This is a genomic window from Streptomyces sp. DH10 (assembly GCF_029813805.1).
Lineage (GTDB): Bacteria > Actinomycetota > Actinomycetes > Streptomycetales > Streptomycetaceae > Streptomyces > Streptomyces coeruleofuscus.
Window position 1 is genome coordinate 563,918 of record NZ_JARVKU010000002.1, and the last position, 17,728, is coordinate 581,645.

The following is a 17,728-nucleotide window of genomic DNA, read 5'->3' on the forward strand; positions in this document are numbered from 1 at the left end:
AGGACCACCGCACACGGGGGTTGCGGAGGACGGGCCCGCCCCGGAGGTTTCCACCTCCGGGGCGGGCCCTTTGCCCGACAGGGCCGCGCGTCCGGTGTCAGCTCGCCGTGCGCCGCTCCAGGACCACGTACCCGTCGGCCTTGCCCGCGACGGCGTACACGGCGCCGGGATGCAGGTCCCCGGCGTAGCCCACGGGGTCGCGGTACTCGCCGTCGATGTTCTCCAGGGCGATGTACTCGGGGGTGACGCCCCGGGTGTTGCCGAGCCAGAAGACCCGGCAGCGCGAGGTCAGGCGGCTGATCGGGCCGATGTTGGCCTCGACGGTGGCGCCGTCGGGGATCCGAGCCAAGAGCCGTTCGACGCCGGACACCGCGGCGGGCTTCCGGTAGATCCCGGCCTCCGTGAGCTGCGCCAGCGGCAGCGAGGTGGTCAGCGCCAGGGCCGCGGCGGCGACGGCGGCCGGCAGCTGGGCGGCGTACGAGCTCAGCCACGGGCGCGGGCTGTGGCGCGCGGTCGTGAGGGCGTCGGCGAGGGCGAGGAAGACGACCGGCATCAGGACCGCGCTGTAGTGCCAGTCGGTGCCCCAGTAGTGGTCGTCGCCGGACAGGAAGCGCCAGCCGAGCGTCGGCAGGGCCACCAGCAGCAGCGGGGAGCGCAGGGCGAGCAGTCCGGTGGTGGGGATCAGCAGCCAGGCGAGGGTGCGGAGCTTGGTGCCGAGGCCGTCGAGGGGGCTGCCCGACTCGCTGACCTTGTTCCAGTAGTCGTAGGTCCCGGCGGTGTTGAACGACGGGATGACCACTGTGAGGACGAGCAGCGTCGCCGCCGTGCCGAACACCGCGGCACCGAGCGCGTACGGAACCGTCCGGGACGACGAGCCGCGCGCCCGCCAGGCGACGACGAGCGCGATCGCGGCCAGCGTCAGCCCCAGGTCCTCCTTCACCAGCACCAGGGGAAGCGCCCAGCACAGGGCCGCGCGCCGGCGGTCCGCGAGCAGCGCCTCCAGGGAGAAGGCGATCAGCGGGACGGCGAAGCAGATCTCGTGGAAGTCGAAGTCGACGGCGCGCTGGACACCCCAGGACAGCCCGTAGGCGAGACCGAGCGCCAGACCGCGGCGACGGCCGAGGAGCCGGGCGGCGGCGCGGGTGACGGGGACGGCGGACAGGGCGAAGAGCGCGACCTGGGCGACCAGCAGCGTGACCGGTGAGGGAAACAGCCGGTACGCCGGCGCGAGCAGAGCCGTCACCGGGCTGAAGTGGTCACCCAGGATGCCGAAACCCGGCCCCTTGAGGTCGGACACCGGCGCCCGCAGATGCGCGTACGCCCGCACGACCTGCTCGAAGATGCCCAGGTCCCAGGAGAGGGTCGTCATGTGCCGGTAGCGGCCGACCGAGACGGCCGCGTACGCGGCGAAGAGGAACGCGGCCAGGACCCAGGGGCCCCACCGCGCGCGATCCGGATGCCGGTCGCCGCGGGAAGGGACGACCGGCGTCGGTATGTGGGCCTCAGAGACGACCGGGAGGGCGGGGGCGGGCATGCCGGGCCTTACGGGTGGGGGGGACCGCTCGGGGGACCGGACCGATCTTGCCGTGGCGAAATCAACGGGTGGAGGTGAAGGTGTGAAGATTGGGCGGCTGGTTCGATCTTGTCCGGCTGAGAGCGGGCGTCATCCACAGCCCCGACGCGCGGGCGCGCGTCGTCGTACGCTGGAGACCCCCGGCCCGCGACGCGCGTCGGGCCCGTCGTGTTGCCCACCCTGGACGGAAAACACCCCGAATGAGTCTGCACGGTCTGCTCGACGCCGTAAGTAAGGACGCCGCCCTCGCAGAAGCGATCAACGCGGCCGCAGACGGCAACCGCATGCACGTCGACCTGGTCGGCCCTCCCGCGGCCCGCCCCTTCGCGGTCGCCGCCCTGGCCCGCGACACGGGCCGCCCGGTGCTGGCGGTGACGGCGACGGGCCGCGAGGCGGAGGACCTGGCCGCGGCCCTGCGCTCCCTCCTCCCACCGGAGGGGATCGTGGAGTACCCGGCGTGGGAGACGCTCCCGCACGAGCGGCTCAGCCCCCGCAGCGACACCGTCGGCCGCCGCCTGGCCGTGCTGCGCCGCCTGTCCCACCCCCGCCCCGACGACCCCGAGACCGGCCCGGTCTCCGTCGTCGTCGCGCCCGTCCGATCGGTGCTCCAGCCGCAGGTCAAGGGCCTCGGCGACCTGGAGCCGGTCGCCTTGAGGACGGGTCAGAGCGCCGACCTCGGCGACATCGTCGAGGCCCTCGCGGCCGCCGCGTACGCGCGCGTGGAGCTCGTGGAGAAGCGCGGCGAGTTCGCCGTCCGCGGCGGCATCCTTGACGTGTTCCCGCCCACCGAGGAACACCCCCTGCGCGTCGAGTTCTGGGGCGACGACGTCGAGGAGATCCGCTACTTCAAGGTCGCCGACCAGCGCTCCCTGGAAGTCGCCGAGCACGGCCTGTGGGCGCCGCCGTGCCGCGAGCTGCTGCTCACCGAGGACGTCCGCGCGCGGGCGCGTGCCCTCGCCGAGGAGCACCCCGAGCTCGGTGAACTGCTCGGCAAGATCGCCGAGGGGATCGCGGTGGAGGGCATGGAGTCCCTCGCGCCGGTCCTGGTCGACGACATGGAGCTGCTGCTCGACGTGCTGCCCAAGGGAGCCATGGCCGTCGTGTGCGACCCGGAGCGGGTCCGCACGCGCGCGTCGGACCTGGTGGCCACGTCGCAGGAGTTCCTCCAGGCCTCCTGGGCGGCCACCGCCGGCGGCGGAGAGGCGCCCATCGACGTCGGCGCGGCCTCCCTGTGGTCCATCGCCGACGTCCGGGACCGGGCCCGCGAGCTGGACATGATGTGGTGGTCGGTGTCGCCGTTCGCCGCGGACGAAGAGCTCGACGCGGACACGCTGAAGCTCGGCATGCACGCCCCGGAGACCTACCGCGGCGACACGGCCAAGGCCCTCGCCGACACCAAGGGCTGGCTCGCCGACGGCTGGCGCGCGGTGTTCGTCACGGAGGCGCACGGCCCGGCGGCCCGTACGGTCGAGGTGCTGGGCGGCGAGGGCATCGCCGCCCGACTGGACGCCGACCTCGCCGAGATCTCCCCGTCGGTCGTGCACGTGGCGTGCGGCTCGATCGAGCACGGCTTCGTCGACCCGGCCCTCAGACTCGCCGTCCTGACCGAGACGGACCTGACGGGCCAGCGGGCGGCGGGCCGCGACGGCGCCCGGATGCCCGCCCGCCGCCGCAAGACCATCGACCCGCTCACCCTGGAGCCGGGCGACTACATCGTCCACGAGCAGCACGGCGTCGGCCGCTACATCGAGATGGTGCAGCGCACCGTGCAGGGCGCGACCCGCGAGTACCTGGTCGTCGAGTACGCGCCCGCCAAGCGCGGCCAGCCCGGCGACCGCCTCTACATCCCCACCGACCAGCTGGAGCAGATCACCAAGTACGTCGGCGGCGAGGCCCCCACCCTGCACCGCCTCGGCGGCGCCGACTGGACGAAGACGAAGGCACGCGCGAAGAAGGCCGTCAAGGAGATCGCGGCCGACCTGATCAAGCTCTACAGCGCCCGCATGGCGGCCCCCGGCCACGCCTTCGGGTCGGACACCCCCTGGCAGCGCGAACTGGAGGACGCCTTCCCCTACGCGGAGACGCCCGACCAGCTCACCACCATCGCCGAGGTCAAGGAGGACATGGAGAAGTCGGTCCCGATGGACCGCCTGATCTGCGGCGACGTCGGCTACGGCAAGACCGAGATCGCGGTCCGGGCCGCCTTCAAGGCCGTCCAGGACGGCAAGCAGGTCGCCGTCCTGGTGCCCACGACCCTGCTCGTGCAGCAGCACTTCGGGACGTTCAGCGAGCGGTACGCGCAGTTCCCGGTGAACGTGAAGGCGCTGTCCCGCTTCCAGACCGACACCGAGGCCAAGGCCGTCCTGGAAGGCCTGCGCGAGGGCTCGGTGGACATCGTCATCGGCACCCACCGCCTGTTCTCGTCGGAGACCAAGTTCAAGGACCTGGGCCTGGTCATCGTCGACGAGGAACAGCGCTTCGGCGTCGAGCACAAGGAGCAGCTGAAGAAGCTCCGCGCCAACGTCGACGTGCTGACCATGTCCGCCACCCCGATCCCCAGGACGCTGGAGATGGCGGTGACCGGCATCCGCGAGATGTCCACGATCACGACGCCTCCGGAGGAACGGCACCCGGTGCTGACCTTCGTCGGCCCCTACGAGGAGAAGCAGATCGGCGCCGCCATCCGCCGCGAGCTGCTGCGCGAGGGCCAGGTCTTCTACATCCACAACCGCGTCGAGTCGATCGACCGGGCCGCCGCCCGGCTGCGCGAGATCGTCCCCGAGGCGCGCATCGCCACCGCCCACGGCCAGATGTCCGAGCAGGCGCTGGAACAGGTCGTCGTCGACTTCTGGGAGAAGAAGTTCGACGTGCTGGTGTCCACGACCATCGTGGAATCCGGCATCGACATCTCCAACGCCAACACCCTCATCGTGGAGCGCGGCGACACCTTCGGCCTGTCCCAGCTGCACCAGCTGCGCGGCCGGGTGGGCCGTGGCCGCGAGCGCGGATACGCGTACTTCCTCTACCCGCCCGAGAAGCCGCTGACCGAGACCGCGCACGAGCGGCTCGCGACCATCGCCCAGCACACGGAGATGGGCGCCGGCATGTACGTCGCGATGAAGGACCTGGAGATCCGCGGCGCGGGCAACCTGCTCGGCGGCGAGCAGTCCGGCCACATCGCGGGCGTCGGCTTCGACCTGTACGTACGGATGGTCGGCGAGGCCGTCGCCGACTACCGCCGTCAGCTGGAGACCGGCGAGATCGAGGAGGAGCCGCCGCTCGAGGTCAAGATCGAGCTGCCCGTCGACGCGCACGTCCCGCACGACTACGCGCCGGGCGAGCGGCTCAGGCTCCAGGCGTACCGGGCCATCGCCTCCGCCAACACGGAGGAGGACGTCAAGGCCGTACGCGAGGAACTCGTCGACCGATACGGCAAGCTGCCCGAGCCGGTGGAGAACCTGCTGCTCGTGGCCGGTCTGCGGATGCTCGCGCGGGCGTGCGGCGTCGGCGAGATCGTGCTCCAGGGCACCAACATCCGCTTCGCGCCCGTGGAGTTGCGCGAGTCGCAGGAGCTGCGGGTCAAGCGGCTGTACCCCGGGGTCGTCATCAAGCCGGCCGCGCACCAGGTGCTGGTGCCGCGCCCGAAGACCGCGAAGGTCGGCGGGAAGCCGCTGGTCGGGCGGGACCTGCTGGCGTGGGTCGGGGAGTTCCTGACGTCGGTCCTGGGTTCCTGACGGCCCGGGCCCGCCGAGACTCCGTCAGGCCACCGGGCGTACGTGCGCCCCGGTGGCCTGACGCAGTGCCGCCGCCAGCCGGTCGCGGACCGCGACCTGCGCGGCGATGCGCTCGTCCAGCACCGCGAGACGGCCGGCGGCGACCCGGAGCGCCTCCTCGGAGGCGGGCCCGGCCGTGACGTCGCCGTCCAGGCACGGCAGGAACACCCGTACGTCGTCGAGCGTCAGGCCCACGTCCAGCAGACGGCGGACGTTGCGGACGCGGACGGCCGTGCCGGCGTCGTACAGGCGATAGCCGTTCGCGGCGCGTACGGAGGTGATGAGCCCCGCCTGCTCGTAGTGGCGCAGGGCACGCGGCGTCGTGCCGGTCGCCTCGGCGAGTTCACCGATCCGCATACGTGGTTCCGCCATGCGCGTCAGTCTCATGCGACGACCGCGCCGCCGTCCACCGCAAGCACCACGCCGGTGACGAACGAGGCCTGCGGGGACGCCAGTTGGGTGATCGCCCATGCCACCTCCTCGGGGCGTCCGACCCGGCCGAGCGGCGTGTGCGCGAGCTGCCACGCGCGGATCGCGGCCTGCTGCTCGGGGGTGTGGCCCGAGTGCTCGCCGATCGGTGTGTCGATCGCTCCCGGGGCCACGGCGGCGACCCGGATCCCCAGCGGGGCGAACTCGACCGCCCAACTGCGCGTGAGCACCTCCAGGGCCGCCTTCCCGGCCGCGTACAGGGAGTTGCCCGGCCAGGCGCGCTGCCCGACGGACGTCGTCACGTTCACGATCACGCCCTGGCTGTCCTCGAGGGCCGGTAGCGCGGCCTGCACGAGCAGGACGGGAGCGAGGAGGTTCGTCGCGAGCTGGTGCTCCGCGGCGGCACGCGTGTACGTGCGCAGGGACTGGGTGTTGACGATGCCCGCGTTGTTCACGAGCACGTCGATGCGACCGTGCCGGTCGAGTGCCGCACGGACGACGCTCGCGGGGCCCTCGTCGGCCGTGATGTCGGCGACGAGCGGGCTGATGCGGGCCGGGTCGTGAGCGGCGGTCTCGGCGAGCGGCACCTCGCGGCGGCCCACCGCCACGACGTGCGCGCCCGCGTCGGCGAACGCGTGGGCGGTGGCACGGCCGATGCCGGTACCGGCGCCGGTGACGAGCACGGTTCGCGAGGTCTCTCGCAAGGTCTCTCGCGGAATCTCTCGCAGGTCCTTCGCATACCGGGACGGGGGTGGGGACGGGAATCGGGATGCCATGCGGGGATCGTCGGACCCTGACGTCAGTGTCAAGGTCAAGCGCGAGTGCCGAGGTCACGCCCGTACGGCACCAGGGCGGCGAGCGACGGCTACCCGGCGTGGCGGAAGAGCATCCCCGCCAGCTCGCGGAACACCTCCTCGGGGTCCTGGCCGCCCACCGGGTCGTCCAGGTTGTGACTGAGCAGCAGCGTGGCGAAGCCGTGGGCGAGGGACCAGGCGGCGACGCCGGCGAGCCGGGCGTCCGTGCCGCGGCCCTCCGGGGGCACCGCCGTGACGGCCTCGCGCAGGGCGTCCGAGGCGAGGGCGCGCGCCGTGGTCAGTTCCAGGTCGCCGGTGCGCAGCAGTTCGGGCGCGAACATCACCTGGAAGTGCGCCGGATGCTCACGCGCGAAACGCACGTAGCGCACACCCGCCTCCTGAAGGTCCGCCGCCGCCCTGAGCGTGGTCGCGAGCAGCCCGAAGCCCTCGGCGGCGATCGCCGTGAGCAGTCCGGCGCGGTCCTTGAAGTGGTGGGCGGGCGCGGCGTGCGAGACGCCTGCGCGGCGGGCCAGGTCGCGCAGACTCAGCCCGGACGGACCGTCCGCCGCGATGGCGTCGAGGGCGGCGGTGAGGATGGCACGGCGCAGGTCGCCGTGGTGGTACGGGCGGCCGCTGGGGCCCTTCTCGTTCGCTGACGGCTTGCTGGAGCTCATGGTCAGGAGCGTACGCCGCATCTAGGCATTGACAAGTTCGGGGTCACCGGAGCAATCTTGTCAGTGTCAAGTTGAGTGCCTGGGCCGAACGCGACGCGGCGGTCGAGTGCGACGGGACCGGACGCGAGTGTGTGGAGGTGTGTCATGCCGGAACATGTGAGCGAGATCGACGGAGGCGCGGTGACGCGGGACGGCGGCGTGGAGCCGGCTCGCGTGCGGCAGATGTGGCACCTGCTGGAGCCCTTGCACGCGGTGCTGTACTACGCGCCGGAGGCCTTCGAGGAGGCGGCCGCCCTCGGGTACGGCACCCGGGAGCGCTGGCCGAGCTACTTCGCCTACCGCGCCGCCCCGTTGGGGGAGGCCGGCCCGGAGCGGGTGGCCTCGGCCTTCTACAGCTTCAGTCCTCGCATGGTCGCCGAGCATGTCCAGCCCGCGTGGAGGATCGCGAGCCCTGAAGCGGTCCTCGAAGCGCGGACGCGGGCGGTCGACCGGGCCTACCGCGCCCTGTTCGGCGACCAGGTGGACAGCCCCGCGATGGCGGAAGCCGCCGCGCTCGCCCGGCGCGCGGCCGAGGCGGCGGACCCGGCCGGTCGCCCGCTCGCCGCGGCCAACGCCGCGCTCGACTGGCCCGCGGCCCCGCACTTGCAGTTGTGGCACGCGGCGACGATCCTGCGCGAGCACCGCGGCGACGGCCACCTCGTGGCCCTGCTCGTGGCCGGTCTGGATCCGGTGGAGGCGCTCGTCTCCTTCGCCGCGATAGGCGCCGCGCCGGTGGAGCGCTTCGAGAGCCGCGGGTGGAGTTCAGCGGAATGGGCTGCCGCACGCGACCGCCTGGCCTGCGAGGGCCTGGTCGACGCGGACGGCGCAGCCACGGAAGCGGGCCGCGCGCTGCGTGACCGAGTGGAGCGGCACACTGACCGACTTGCCGCCGGGCCCTGGCAGTTGCTCGGCCCGGATGGCGTCGACCGTCTCGCCGGACTGCTGGGTGACTACTGGGTCGCGGTCCTGGCATCGGGACTGCTGCCCCAGGAGACGACGCTGGGGATAGGTAAGGTCTGATCCGGCGGGGGTGTGAAGGCCCGCTCGGGTCGCCGGCTCAACCCCCGTCCCCTTCAGGCGCTGTCGGGCATGCGAAGCCGCCCGCAGGAGGCGCGTCTTGGTTTGCCTGTTGCCTCTCCGCGGACGGCCTCTGAGGTTCGGAGGCCTTACTGCTGGTCGGGCCGTTCGCGGTCGCGGTCCATGCCGAACTGTCCCTCGACCCGCTGCTGTCCGGCGTCGATCTGGTCCTCGTGCTTGCCGCCGGTCCTCTCGTTCATCTTCTGTTCCGCGGAGTCGGAGCCTTGCTTGCCCTTGTTCCGCGCCTGGCTCTTGAACTTGTCGAAGATGCCCATTCAGAGCTCCTTCCGGAGTTGGCTCAGAACCGACGATACGCGTGGCATGCGAGGAATGCCCGTTCAGGCCTGGTGTGGTCTGTACCTCTCCCTCGCTACGGTGGGGGAGGCACAGACCGCCCGTGCGGTGGCGGAACAGGCGAGCAGGGGAGGGGCGCACAGTGAGGCGTCTGAGGGGCGGGGCGGCACCGGCTGTCGCGATGATGTGCGCGGTGCTGGCCGGCTGTGAAGGCCTGGCCGAGCCATCGGACGGCGGTGGACCCTCGGGTTCCGGCGTCCCCACGGCCGGCGACGGACGAGCCGTGAACCCGCTGGACAACCCGGACGGCACGAAGCCGGGCCTGGCGGCGATCACGTCCACCGAGGACCAGGCGCGGGCCCGTGCCCTCATCGAGAAGGTGGAGACGAAGGGACGCGGGCCCAGGACGGGCTACGAACGGGACAAGTTCGGCTACGCCTGGATGGACTCGGCACCGGCCGACGTCCCCTTCGCGCGCAACGGGTGCGACTCGCGCAACGATCTCCTCAAACGCGACGGGGAGGACCTCCGCTTCCGGTCGGGCTCGGACTGCGTCGTCATGGCACTGACGTTGCACGACCCGTACACCGGGAAGGTCATCGAGTGGACCAAGTCCCGCGCGACGGAGGTCCAGATAGACCACGTCATGCCGCTGTCCTACGACTGGCAGATGGGCGCCTCGCGCTGGACGGAGGACAAACGGGAGGCCATCGCCAACGACCCGCTCAACCTCGTCCCGGTGGACGGGCGGACCAACAGTTCCAAGGGCGACTCCGGTCCGGCGTCCTGGCTGCCGCCGAACAAGCGGATCCGCTGCGCCTATTCGGTGCGGTTCGCCCAGGTGTCGCTGAAGTACGAGCTTCCCGTCACGGCGGCGGACAAGCGGATGATGCTGGAGCAGTGCGGCGGCTGAAGCGGTACGGGCCGCCGGTGCGGCTGCCGCTCGGACAGAAAGCACTTTCCAACTCCGACTCGATGTGCTGGGGTGACTCGTGATGCCACTGGACGGGTGACGGGGACTCGATCGGAGAGTGACGGATGCCGAGCGGACTCGTCGCGCTGGCGCTCGGCGGTTTCGGCATCGGTCTGACCGAGTTCCTCATCGCGGGGCTGCTGCCGCAGGTGGCGTCCGGTCTCATGGTGTCCGAGGCGGCCGCGGGCTGGCTGATCTCCGGCTACGCGCTCAGTGTCGCCGTGGGAGCGATCGCGCTGACCGCGGCGACGGCACGGCTGCCCCGCAAGCAGGTACTGCTGGGGCTGGTGGCGTTGTTCGTCGTCGGCAACCTGCTCTCCGCCATCGCGCCGAACTACCCGGTGATGATGCTCGGGCGGATCGTCGCGGCTCTGTGCCACGGTTCGTTCTTCGGTATCGGTTCGCTGGTCGCGCGCAGTCTGGTCGCGCCGGAGAAGAAGTCCCAGGCCGTGGCGGTCATGTTCGCCGGGCTGACGGTCGCGAACGTGCTGGGCGTGCCGTTCGGCGCGCTCGTCGGCGAGCGCTGGGGCTGGAGGGCGGCGTTCTGGGCGGTCACCGCGATCGGAGTGCTGGCGCTGGCGGGAATCGCCGCGCTGGTGCCCGCGTGGGCGGGCCGGGCCCGGCCGGCAACAGGAGCGGATCCCGTCCATGGGCGTTCGGCCGCACAGACAGGGGAGTCGGGCCCAGCGCCTCCCAGCGGCCTGCGGGCGCAGGTGCGGGCGTTCCGGTCCTGGCAGGTCTGGCTGACGCTGGCGGCCACCGCGCTCGGCTACGGCGGGATGTTCGGCGCCTTCAGCTACATCGCCTACACCTTCACCGAGGTCAGCGGCTTCGCCCAGGCGGACGTCGCCTGGCTGCTGATGGTGTACGGCGTGGGGCTGGTCGTCGGGAACCTGGTCGGCGGGCGCGCGGCCGACCGCGACCGTGACCGTGCCCTGGTCCTCGCGCTGTCCGGACTCACCCTCACCCTGGCCCTGTTCGGGCTGCTGGCCGGCAGCGCGACCGCCTCGGTCGTCCTGGTGTTCGTGATGGGCGTGACCGGGTTCGCCAGTGTGCCCGGGATGATCACGCGTGTCACCGACTACGCGCACGGAGCGGCACTGGCCGCCAGCGCCAACGTGTCCGCGTCCAACGTCGGCAACGCCCTCGGCGCCTGGCTCGGAGGCCTGGCCATCACCGCGGGCCTCGGCTACACCTCACCGCTCTACGTCGGTGCCGGCATCGCCCTGTTGTCCACAGTGGTCATGGTGATCGCCGCCCGCCGAGCCGGGACACCCCGAGTGGCGGACCGAGCCCCCACGTCGTAATTCGGTTCCGGCCGAGCCTCCTCATGCCTACCGTGATCGCATGCAGCCGAAGATATCGAGCCTCGCCGACCGCCCGGACATGCTGGAGCGGGTCGTCGGGATGGCGGACAGCTGGCCCGAGTTCACGATCCAGGACCTCGTGGGCGCCGCGCACTTTCCCCGGATCGCCGCCGAACTCCCGGAGTACGTCCTGTTCGCCGAGGACGAGCAGGGCGAGGTCGTCGCGAACGCCTACAGCGTGCCCTTCGCCCTGAACGCCGAGGGCCGTGGCCAACTGCCCGGGAACGGCTGGGACACGGTCCTGGTGTGGGCGTTCTCCGACCTGCGTCGCGGGGTCCGCCCCGACACGGTCAGCGCGATCTCGGTCTCGATCGCCCCGCACGCCCAGGGCCGCGGCCTGTCGGCGCTGATGCTCTCGGCCATGCGCGACAACGCCCGGGCGCGCGGCTTCCGGGAGGTCGTCGCCCCGGTCCGCCCCAACGCCAAGCATCTCGAACCGCACACGCCCATCGAGGAGTACGCCCACCGCGTCCGCCCCGACGGCCTGCCCCAGGACCCGTGGCTGCGGGTCCACGCCCGGGCCGGCGCCACCATCGACTGCGTGGCACCGGCCTCCATGACGGTGTCCGCCTCACTGGCCAACTGGCGCCGCTGGACGGGGCTGCCCTTCGACACCCAGGGCGACATCGAGGTGCCCGGCGCCCTGGTGCCGGTGCGTTGCGAGCCCGAGCGCGGATACGCGGTGTACGTCGAGCCCAACGTGTGGATGCGGCACCCCTTGTGACCGCGTCACACGGTGTGACGCGGTCGGCCGTGTGACGCGGTGCGCCGCGTGACGCGGTGGGCCCTGCCGCAGAGCTCCCCTACGACCCGTAGGCCGGCTGGCCGGCCAGCGCGGCGAGTTCGGGAGCGGGCTCGACGCCCAGCTCTCTGCGCAGCCGTCGCCGCAGGTCCCGGAAGAGCTCGGCGGCCCTGCTGGGTGCTCCGATCTCCACGAACGCCCGCATGAGCAGCAGATGGCTGGGTTCGTCGAGCGGTTCCCAGGACACCAGGAACGTCGCCGTCTCCGCCGCCTCGTGGGGAAGACCGCCGGCCAGCAGGCTGTGACCGGCCTCCCGCAGCGCGTGGAACCTGCGCTCGTCCCAGCCGGCCTGGTGCATCTCCGCCCATGCCGACCGCACGTCGGACATCAACGGCTGCCGCAGCATCTCCAGGTCCCGCGCGCGGGGCGGTACGCCGGGCCGGGTGACGCGTTCCAGGGCCTCCTCCGCCAGCCTCCAGTCGCTGGCCAGCGCGTCGGTGAGGTGCACCGTCTCGCCTTCGGTGTACGTCAGTTCCCAGGGGAGGCTCCGGTTCGTCCGCCACAACAGGCGGCTGAGCCTGCGCCGCCCGACGCTCTCCGGCAGGTCGGGCCAGAGCGCTCCGACGAGGGCGGGTCTTCGGGCCCTGCGTCCGCCGCGCAGTTCCAGATAGGCGAGCAGTTCGGCGGTCTGCGGCGGCAGTCGGTGGGATTCGTGCTCTGCGAGGTGGATGCCGTCGTCACCCAGCAGACGGAGCAGCACGGTGGGTTCGGTCTCGCTCTTGTCCGGGTGCGTGGAGGCCACTCCGAACGGAGATACGTATGGCAAAGGTTCCCCCTGTTTTTCCCCGTATCCGGCCCGTGTCCCCGTAAGTACCGGGCCGCGCGTGATGCGACAGAGGTCAGCTGTGCGGATCACGCGCCAGACAGTTAACACCGGGCCGCCGAACGGAACAAGCCATATGGCCACCGGTCGTGGGACAGCGGTGACCGAAAGTGATTTCCCGGCGCGTCCGGCCGTCGAGGGGCCCGCATGCGCTGACCTGGCCCGAGAACAGCGCGGAGACACCCCGGAGACACCGACGCTGCATGATGTGCTCATGTCCGAGATCGTCAGGGGGCGCGACAGGGTGAGCGCGGAGACGGGGCCTTGTGAGCCTGTGCGAGCCGTTGGCCAACCGGCCGGAACGGCTTACCAGTTGACTCATGGAGGACTCCGTGAACAAGAACCGCGTCATCGCGAGCACCGTGCTCGTCGGTGCTCTCATCGGTGTCGGCGCGCCGGCCGCCAGCGCCGCGACCCCGGCTCCGGCCCGCTCCGTCGCCCAGGTGCAGACGGTCGACACCCACCGCGCGGTCACCTCGGCCGCCGAGGTGAAGATCGCGACGCCGGCCGCCTCCTCCAACGCCGCCACGGGCTCCGCCACCGCCTCGGCCGCGGCGGAGACGGGCGACGTCGCCGCCAAGGGCCGCATCAGCTGGCTCATCGGCAAGCTGAAGGGCCTCGGCTCGACCGCCTGGAACAAGCTGAAGGCCGCGGCCAAGAGCGGCTACAACGCGTTCAAGAAGGCGTACGAGAAGTACGTGCCGTGGCTGGTCCGCAAGGCGATCGAGGTCGGCTACACGGTCTACGAGGTCTACACCATCGTGAAGGACTTCGTCAGCTGACGACCGTGCTGACCGAGGGACCGAGCAGGGCGATTCCCCGTTCGGACGCTTGTCGGGAAGCCACCGTCGCAGCGCCCGGACTCCCGTCCGGCTCTCGGTGACCTTGCCGGCCGCGGGAGCGGGGGCTCCGCTCGGCCGTCAACACCGGTCAGGGTTCCGGCCGGTCACCGGCCGGCTGTGCGGCCCGCGGAACCAGCCGGTTCCGCGGGCCGCACACCCCTTCCCGACACCCGACCCTTTGACAAGCCCTCGAGGAAAACCAAGGAAGACATGAGCAACGGATCCTTCTCGGCACGGCGGCAGGAAGCCCCGGAGTCCGTCCGCGGCGACGCCTGGCCCGTAGTCCCGCTCGCAGTGGCCCTGCTGCTGCTCCGCTGGCAGGGAGACCAGACCTGGGCGTACGTCACCGCGGCCGTGATCGGCGGCATCGGGCTCCTGGCGGCGCTGATCGGACTCGCCGAGTGCGTCAAGGCCGTCCGCCGGGGACTCGCGCCCGGCAAGGTCGTCTGGGTCGTCGTCGTCCTGTTGCTCGCGAGCTTCGGCGTGGTGCAGCAACTGATCGTGGCCTGAGGCGGGTTCGAAGAGATGACCAAGGCGACGATCGAAGTGTCGGGGCTGGCCAAGACGTATGCGAAGAAGCGCGTCGTCGACGGCCTGTCCTTCACCGTGAACCCCGGAACCGTCACGGGGTTCCTCGGCCCGAACGGGGCCGGCAAGTCCACCACCCTGCGCATGCTGCTCGGCCTGACGCGGCCCGACGCCGGCACCGCGCTCATCGGGGGGCGCGGCTACCACGAGCATCCCGAACCCCTCAGGGTCGTCGGAGCGTTGATGGACGCCCGCTGGACCCACCCCAAGCGCTCCGCCCGCGCTCATCTGACCTGGCTGGCCCGCAGCAACCGGATCCCCGTGCAGCGGGTGGACGAGGTGCTCGCGCAGGTCGGGCTCACCGACGTGGCGGGCAAGCGGGTCGGCGGGTTCTCGCTCGGCATGGCGCAGCGCCTCGGGCTGGCGGGCGCACTGCTGGGCGACCCGGGCGTCCTCGTCCTCGACGAACCCGCCAACGGCCTCGATCCCGAGGGCATCGCCTGGATGCGGGGACTGCTGCGCGCACTGGCGGCCGAGGGACGCACCGTCTTCGTCTCCAGCCATCTGCTCGCCGAGATGGCGCAGCTGGCGGGCGACGTGGTGATGATCGGGCGCGGGAAACTGATCACCCAGGGCTCCGTCACGGACCTCACCTCCCTCAGCTCCACCGAGGAGGTGCTGGTACGGGCCGAGGAGCCCGAGCGGCTGCGCGACCTGGTCGTGGAGCACGGAGCGACCGTCGCCGAGGCACCCGAGCGCGCCGAGGCGCTGCTCGTCTCCGGGATGAGCAGCGAGGACATCGGCAGGGCGGCGGCCCGGGCCGGACTGGTCCTGTTCGAACTGGCGCCGCGCCGCCGCACGGTCGAGGACGCCTATCTCAAGCTCACGGCCGATTCGGTCGAGTACCGGGGCTCCGTGCAGCAACCGGTGGAAGGGAGCCGGGTATGACCACGGCCGTACTGCGCACGGAAGTCGACAAGCTGCGGTCGCTGGCCTCGACGTGGTGGTTCCTCGGCATCACGGCCGCGGTGTCGCTGGCCCTGAGCGGCTTCGGGGTGCGGGAGACGGCGGAAGGACAGGAGCCGGGTATCGCCGACGTCCTGACGGGACCGGCCTTCGCCCAGTTGCTCATCATGGTCTTCGCCGCCCGTTCGGCCACCATGGAGTTCCGCACGGGCACGATCTGGGCCTCCCGTCTGGCCGTGCCGTCCTGGTACCGGCTGCTGGCGGGCAAGGCGGCGGTCGTCGCCGGGCTCGCCGCACTCGCCGGGGCGGTCCTCATGGCCGGTGGCCTCGCCGTGGCGGCGCTGGCGGAGCCCACCGCGCGGCTCACCCCGGACTCCGGACTCGACTGGCGCCAGCTCCTCACCGTCCCCGTGGCGTTCGCGATCACCGCGGTGATCGGTCTCGCGGTCGGGCTGCTGCTCAAGAGCGGAGGCGCGACCGTGGCGGTCGTGCTGGTGTGGTCCCTGGTGGCCGAGCCGGCGCTGGGCGCCGCGGGCGAATGGCTGCTCCGCGTCGACATCGGTGCCTGGCTGCCCTTCATCGCCCTCAGCGACTTCCAGGGACAGCCCGGCGGAACGCCGTTCCCCGGCGGTCCCTACGCGGCGGGTATCTACGTCACCGTCCTCGCCGCCGGCCTGCTGACGGCGGCGATCCGGTTGCAGGAGCGCAGGGAACCCTGACCGCACCGGAGACCCGGAAACCCCGGGAGGGGAGCCGCGCCCACCCCCCGGACGCGGCTCCCCTCCCGGCCCGGTCCGCGCGGCGGTGCCGGAAGTCCCGGTGAATCGTTGGTCGAATGGGTTGGCCAGAGCTTGGCCACTGCCTACCATCGATCACCGCAAGACCTTGTGCACCGTCGCACAATCTCCTCGGGAGGTCCCCTTGCACCGCCGCCGTCGCACCGCGCTCGTCCTCACCGCCGCGATCGCCGCCGCGGCGCCCCTGCTCACCGCCTGCGGCAACGACGCGCATCCCGGCGCGGCGGCCGTGGTGGGCGGCCAGCGGATCACCGTCTCCCAGCTGGAGGAACGGGTCGGCGAGGTACGCGCGGCCCAGCGGGCGGCCGTGCGGAGCGACGCCCAGTACCAGCAGGCCATCGCCGGGACCGGCACGCTCACCCGCGACACCCTCCAGACCATGATCCTCGACCGGGTGCTGCACCGCGCCGCCGAGGACGCCGGTGTGACCGTCAACCGCAGGGAGATCCAGGAGATGCGGTCCGGGCTGGAGGAGCAGGCCGGCGGCGCCGAGCAGCTGGAGACGACCTGGCTCCAGCAGTACGGCATCCCGCCGCAGCGCCTCGAAGAGAACCTCCGCCTCCAGCTGGAGGCCCAGAAGCTCGCCGAGAAACTCGGCACCGACACCAACCGTCCCGAGTTCTGGAAGGCCCTGTCCGAGGCCTCCAAGGACCTGAACGTCGACCTCAACCCGCGCTACGGCTCCTGGGACGTCCAGAAGAGCAGCCGGGCCGACGCGAAGACGCCGTGGGTGCGGGACGTGTCGGCGGCCCAGGCGCAGCCGAGCATGTAGCAGCGGAGCCTGCGGGGGCACCCCGGGCACGGGGCCTTCGGAAACCGGGGCCTGTGGAAACCGGGGCATGCGAAAACCGGGGCCTGTGGATAACTTCGGGGGCTGTCGGCGGCGTGGGATAGCTTCGAATCGTGAACGCCAACAGCCCCGAAGCCACCCCGCGACCCGAGCAGGCCGCCCCCGGCACGGCCGACACCGCCGCCCCCGGCCGCATCGTCCTGCTCACCACCAGCCACCGCGTCGCCCCCGGCCTGCTGTCCTGGCCCGCCTGGCAGGCACTGCACGCGGCCGACCAGGTGCTGTGCGCGGACGGCGCGCACCCGCAGTTGCCGTATCTGCGGGAGGCGGGGATAGCCGTCGACGAGGCGTCCCCGACGGCCCAGGAGCTGCTCGACGCCTGCGCCGGCGGCCGCACGGTGGTGGTCGTGGCGACGGGCGAGGGCGAGCCGGCCCTGACGGACGGCCTGGCCCGCCTCGCCGGCACGGGCCGCGTCGCCATGCCGGAGCTGGAGCTGCTTCCCGCCTCCTACGACCTGCCGGGCGCCCGCCTGCTCGATCTCGTCCAGGTCATGGACCGCATCCGCGCCGAGTGCCCGTGGTCGTCCCAGCAGACCCACAAGGGCCTGGCCAAGTACGGCATCGAGGAGGCGTACGAACTCGTCGAGGCGATCGAGGAGGGCGACCGCGACGAACTGCGCGAGGAGCTCGGTGACGTCCTCCTCCAGGTCGTCTTCCACGCCCGGATCGCCGAGGACGACCTGGAGAGCCCCTTCTCCGTCGACGACGTCGCCGCCGGCATCGTCGCCAAGCTGATCCACCGCCACCCGCATGTCTTCGGCGACGAGACGGCCACCACGCCGGAGGAGGTCAAGGCGCACTGGCTGCGCACCAAGGCGGTCGAGAAGCAGCGCACCTCGATCACCGAGGGCATCCCCCTCGGCCAGCCCGGCCTGGCCCTCGCCGCCAAGCTGGCGTCCCGGGCCCGCACGGCGCACCTGGACATACCGCTCCCGCCCGTCGAGGGCATCGGTTACGAGCTGCTGGCCCTGGCGGTCCGCGCGGAGTCGGAGGGTGTGGACCCGGAGGCGGCCCTGAGAGCGGCGGCCCGCGCCTACCGGGACGCGATCAGGGAGGCGGAGCAGGGCTGAAACCGGCCCGGGGCAGGGCACAGGAGGCGGAGGACGGCCGGGCCGGGCCGAGGGCAG

General features: G+C 72.1%; 17 protein-coding genes. 11 read left to right on the forward strand and 6 right to left on the reverse strand.

Annotated features, from left to right (window positions below; genetic code table 11):
• Positions 1 to 97 precede the first annotated feature (97 nt).
• Positions 98 to 1,534, reverse strand: coding sequence for a DUF2079 domain-containing protein (locus QC385_RS06215; RefSeq protein WP_279540245.1), 1,437 nt, complete (start codon positions 1,532 to 1,534; stop codon positions 98 to 100).
• Between the two features lie 239 nt (positions 1,535 to 1,773).
• Here QC385_RS06215 and mfd point away from each other — a divergent pair, with 239 nt between their 5' ends.
• Positions 1,774 to 5,307 (forward strand): transcription-repair coupling factor, encoded by a 3,534-nt coding sequence (gene mfd / locus QC385_RS06220; protein WP_279540246.1) that lies wholly within the window; start codon positions 1,774 to 1,776, stop codon positions 5,305 to 5,307.
• 24 nt (positions 5,308 to 5,331) lie between these two features.
• Here the strand turns inward: mfd and QC385_RS06225 are convergent, their stop codons facing one another.
• From QC385_RS06225 to QC385_RS06235, 3 genes are all read right to left on the reverse strand, one after another.
• On the reverse strand, positions 5,332 to 5,703 hold the full coding sequence (locus tag QC385_RS06225; RefSeq protein WP_279540363.1) for a MerR family transcriptional regulator: 372 nt from the start codon (positions 5,701 to 5,703) through the stop codon (positions 5,332 to 5,334).
• Between the two features lie 26 nt (positions 5,704 to 5,729).
• Positions 5,730 to 6,551, reverse strand: a complete 822-nt coding sequence (locus tag QC385_RS06230) for an SDR family NAD(P)-dependent oxidoreductase (protein ID WP_279540247.1) — start codon at positions 6,549 to 6,551, stop codon at positions 5,730 to 5,732.
• Positions 6,552 to 6,640: 89 nt separating this feature from the next.
• Complete coding sequence (locus QC385_RS06235; RefSeq protein ID WP_279540248.1) at positions 6,641 to 7,243, reverse strand: TetR/AcrR family transcriptional regulator; 603 nt, start codon at positions 7,241 to 7,243, stop codon at positions 6,641 to 6,643.
• 144 nt (positions 7,244 to 7,387) lie between these two features.
• On the opposite strand from QC385_RS06235, the gene QC385_RS06240 reads away from it, so the two are divergent.
• Entirely contained in the window at positions 7,388 to 8,302 is a 915-nt protein-coding gene (locus QC385_RS06240; protein WP_279540249.1) for an SCO6745 family protein, read from the forward strand.
• A 146-nt stretch (positions 8,303 to 8,448) separates the two neighbouring features.
• On the opposite strand, the gene QC385_RS06245 is transcribed toward QC385_RS06240, so the two are convergent.
• On the reverse strand, positions 8,449 to 8,634 hold the full coding sequence (locus tag QC385_RS06245) for an antitoxin (RefSeq protein ID WP_279540250.1): 186 nt from the start codon (positions 8,632 to 8,634) through the stop codon (positions 8,449 to 8,451).
• Positions 8,635 to 8,795: 161 nt separating this feature from the next.
• On the opposite strand from QC385_RS06245, the gene QC385_RS06250 reads away from it, so the two are divergent.
• The 3 genes from QC385_RS06250 (at position 8,796) to QC385_RS06260 (ending at position 11,717) form a co-directional block, all read left to right on the forward strand.
• Positions 8,796 to 9,566 (forward strand): HNH endonuclease family protein, encoded by a 771-nt coding sequence (locus tag QC385_RS06250; RefSeq protein ID WP_279540251.1) that lies wholly within the window; start codon positions 8,796 to 8,798, stop codon positions 9,564 to 9,566.
• Positions 9,567 to 9,691: 125 nt separating this feature from the next.
• Complete coding sequence (locus tag QC385_RS06255) at positions 9,692 to 10,933, forward strand: MFS transporter (RefSeq protein WP_279540252.1); 1,242 nt, start codon at positions 9,692 to 9,694, stop codon at positions 10,931 to 10,933.
• A 40-nt stretch (positions 10,934 to 10,973) separates the two neighbouring features.
• A complete protein-coding gene (locus tag QC385_RS06260; RefSeq protein ID WP_279540253.1) occupies positions 10,974 to 11,717 on the forward strand; it encodes an N-acetyltransferase in 744 nt (247 codons plus the stop codon).
• Between the two features lie 79 nt (positions 11,718 to 11,796).
• Here the strand turns inward: QC385_RS06260 and QC385_RS06265 are convergent, their stop codons facing one another.
• On the reverse strand, positions 11,797 to 12,537 hold the full coding sequence (locus QC385_RS06265; RefSeq protein WP_279540254.1) for an AfsR/SARP family transcriptional regulator: 741 nt from the start codon (positions 12,535 to 12,537) through the stop codon (positions 11,797 to 11,799).
• 413 nt (positions 12,538 to 12,950) lie between these two features.
• Between QC385_RS06265 and QC385_RS06270 the strand changes: the two genes are divergently transcribed.
• The 6 genes from QC385_RS06270 to QC385_RS06295 all read left to right on the forward strand — a co-directional run bounded on the left by QC385_RS06270 (position 12,951) and on the right by QC385_RS06295 (position 17,671).
• On the forward strand, positions 12,951 to 13,400 hold the full coding sequence (locus tag QC385_RS06270) for a hypothetical protein (RefSeq protein WP_279540255.1): 450 nt from the start codon (positions 12,951 to 12,953) through the stop codon (positions 13,398 to 13,400).
• A 270-nt stretch (positions 13,401 to 13,670) separates the two neighbouring features.
• Complete coding sequence (locus QC385_RS06275) at positions 13,671 to 13,970, forward strand: hypothetical protein (protein ID WP_279540256.1); 300 nt, start codon at positions 13,671 to 13,673, stop codon at positions 13,968 to 13,970.
• A 15-nt stretch (positions 13,971 to 13,985) separates the two neighbouring features.
• Positions 13,986 to 14,936 carry an ATP-binding cassette domain-containing protein gene (locus tag QC385_RS06280; protein ID WP_279540257.1) on the forward strand — a complete coding sequence of 317 codons (951 nt, stop codon included), beginning with the start codon at positions 13,986 to 13,988 and terminating at the stop codon, positions 14,934 to 14,936.
• Complete coding sequence (locus QC385_RS06285; protein ID WP_279540258.1) at positions 14,933 to 15,673, forward strand: hypothetical protein; 741 nt, start codon at positions 14,933 to 14,935, stop codon at positions 15,671 to 15,673. Before QC385_RS06280 ends, QC385_RS06285 begins: the two co-directional genes overlap by 4 nt.
• Before the next feature lie 202 nt (positions 15,674 to 15,875).
• A complete protein-coding gene (locus QC385_RS06290; RefSeq protein ID WP_279540259.1) occupies positions 15,876 to 16,523 on the forward strand; it encodes a SurA N-terminal domain-containing protein in 648 nt (215 codons plus the stop codon).
• A 131-nt stretch (positions 16,524 to 16,654) separates the two neighbouring features.
• Positions 16,655 to 17,671: a nucleoside triphosphate pyrophosphohydrolase gene (locus QC385_RS06295; protein WP_279540260.1), complete on the forward strand. Its 1,017-nt coding sequence runs from the start codon at positions 16,655 to 16,657 to the stop codon at positions 17,669 to 17,671.
• Positions 17,672 to 17,728: the final 57 nt, after the last annotated feature.

Coding starts and splice junctions, on each gene's coding strand:
- QC385_RS06230 (WP_279540247.1), bottom strand. CDS start 6,551: ATGGCATCCCGATTCCCGTCCCCACCCCCGTCCCGGTATGCGAAGGAC.
- QC385_RS06260 (WP_279540253.1), top strand. CDS start 10,974: ATGCAGCCGAAGATATCGAGCCTCGCCGACCGCCCGGACATGCTGGAG.
- QC385_RS06240 (WP_279540249.1), top strand. CDS start 7,388: ATGCCGGAACATGTGAGCGAGATCGACGGAGGCGCGGTGACGCGGGAC.
- QC385_RS06215 (WP_279540245.1), bottom strand. CDS start 1,534: ATGCCCGCCCCCGCCCTCCCGGTCGTCTCTGAGGCCCACATACCGACG.
- QC385_RS06255 (WP_279540252.1), top strand. CDS start 9,692: ATGCCGAGCGGACTCGTCGCGCTGGCGCTCGGCGGTTTCGGCATCGGT.
- mfd (WP_279540246.1), top strand. CDS start 1,774: ATGAGTCTGCACGGTCTGCTCGACGCCGTAAGTAAGGACGCCGCCCTC.
- QC385_RS06225 (WP_279540363.1), bottom strand. CDS start 5,703: ATGCGGATCGGTGAACTCGCCGAGGCGACCGGCACGACGCCGCGTGCC.
- QC385_RS06280 (WP_279540257.1), top strand. CDS start 13,986: ATGACCAAGGCGACGATCGAAGTGTCGGGGCTGGCCAAGACGTATGCG.
- QC385_RS06245 (WP_279540250.1), bottom strand. CDS start 8,634: ATGGGCATCTTCGACAAGTTCAAGAGCCAGGCGCGGAACAAGGGCAAG.
- QC385_RS06275 (WP_279540256.1), top strand. CDS start 13,671: ATGAGCAACGGATCCTTCTCGGCACGGCGGCAGGAAGCCCCGGAGTCC.
- QC385_RS06285 (WP_279540258.1), top strand. CDS start 14,933: ATGACCACGGCCGTACTGCGCACGGAAGTCGACAAGCTGCGGTCGCTG.
- QC385_RS06235 (WP_279540248.1), bottom strand. CDS start 7,243: ATGAGCTCCAGCAAGCCGTCAGCGAACGAGAAGGGCCCCAGCGGCCGC.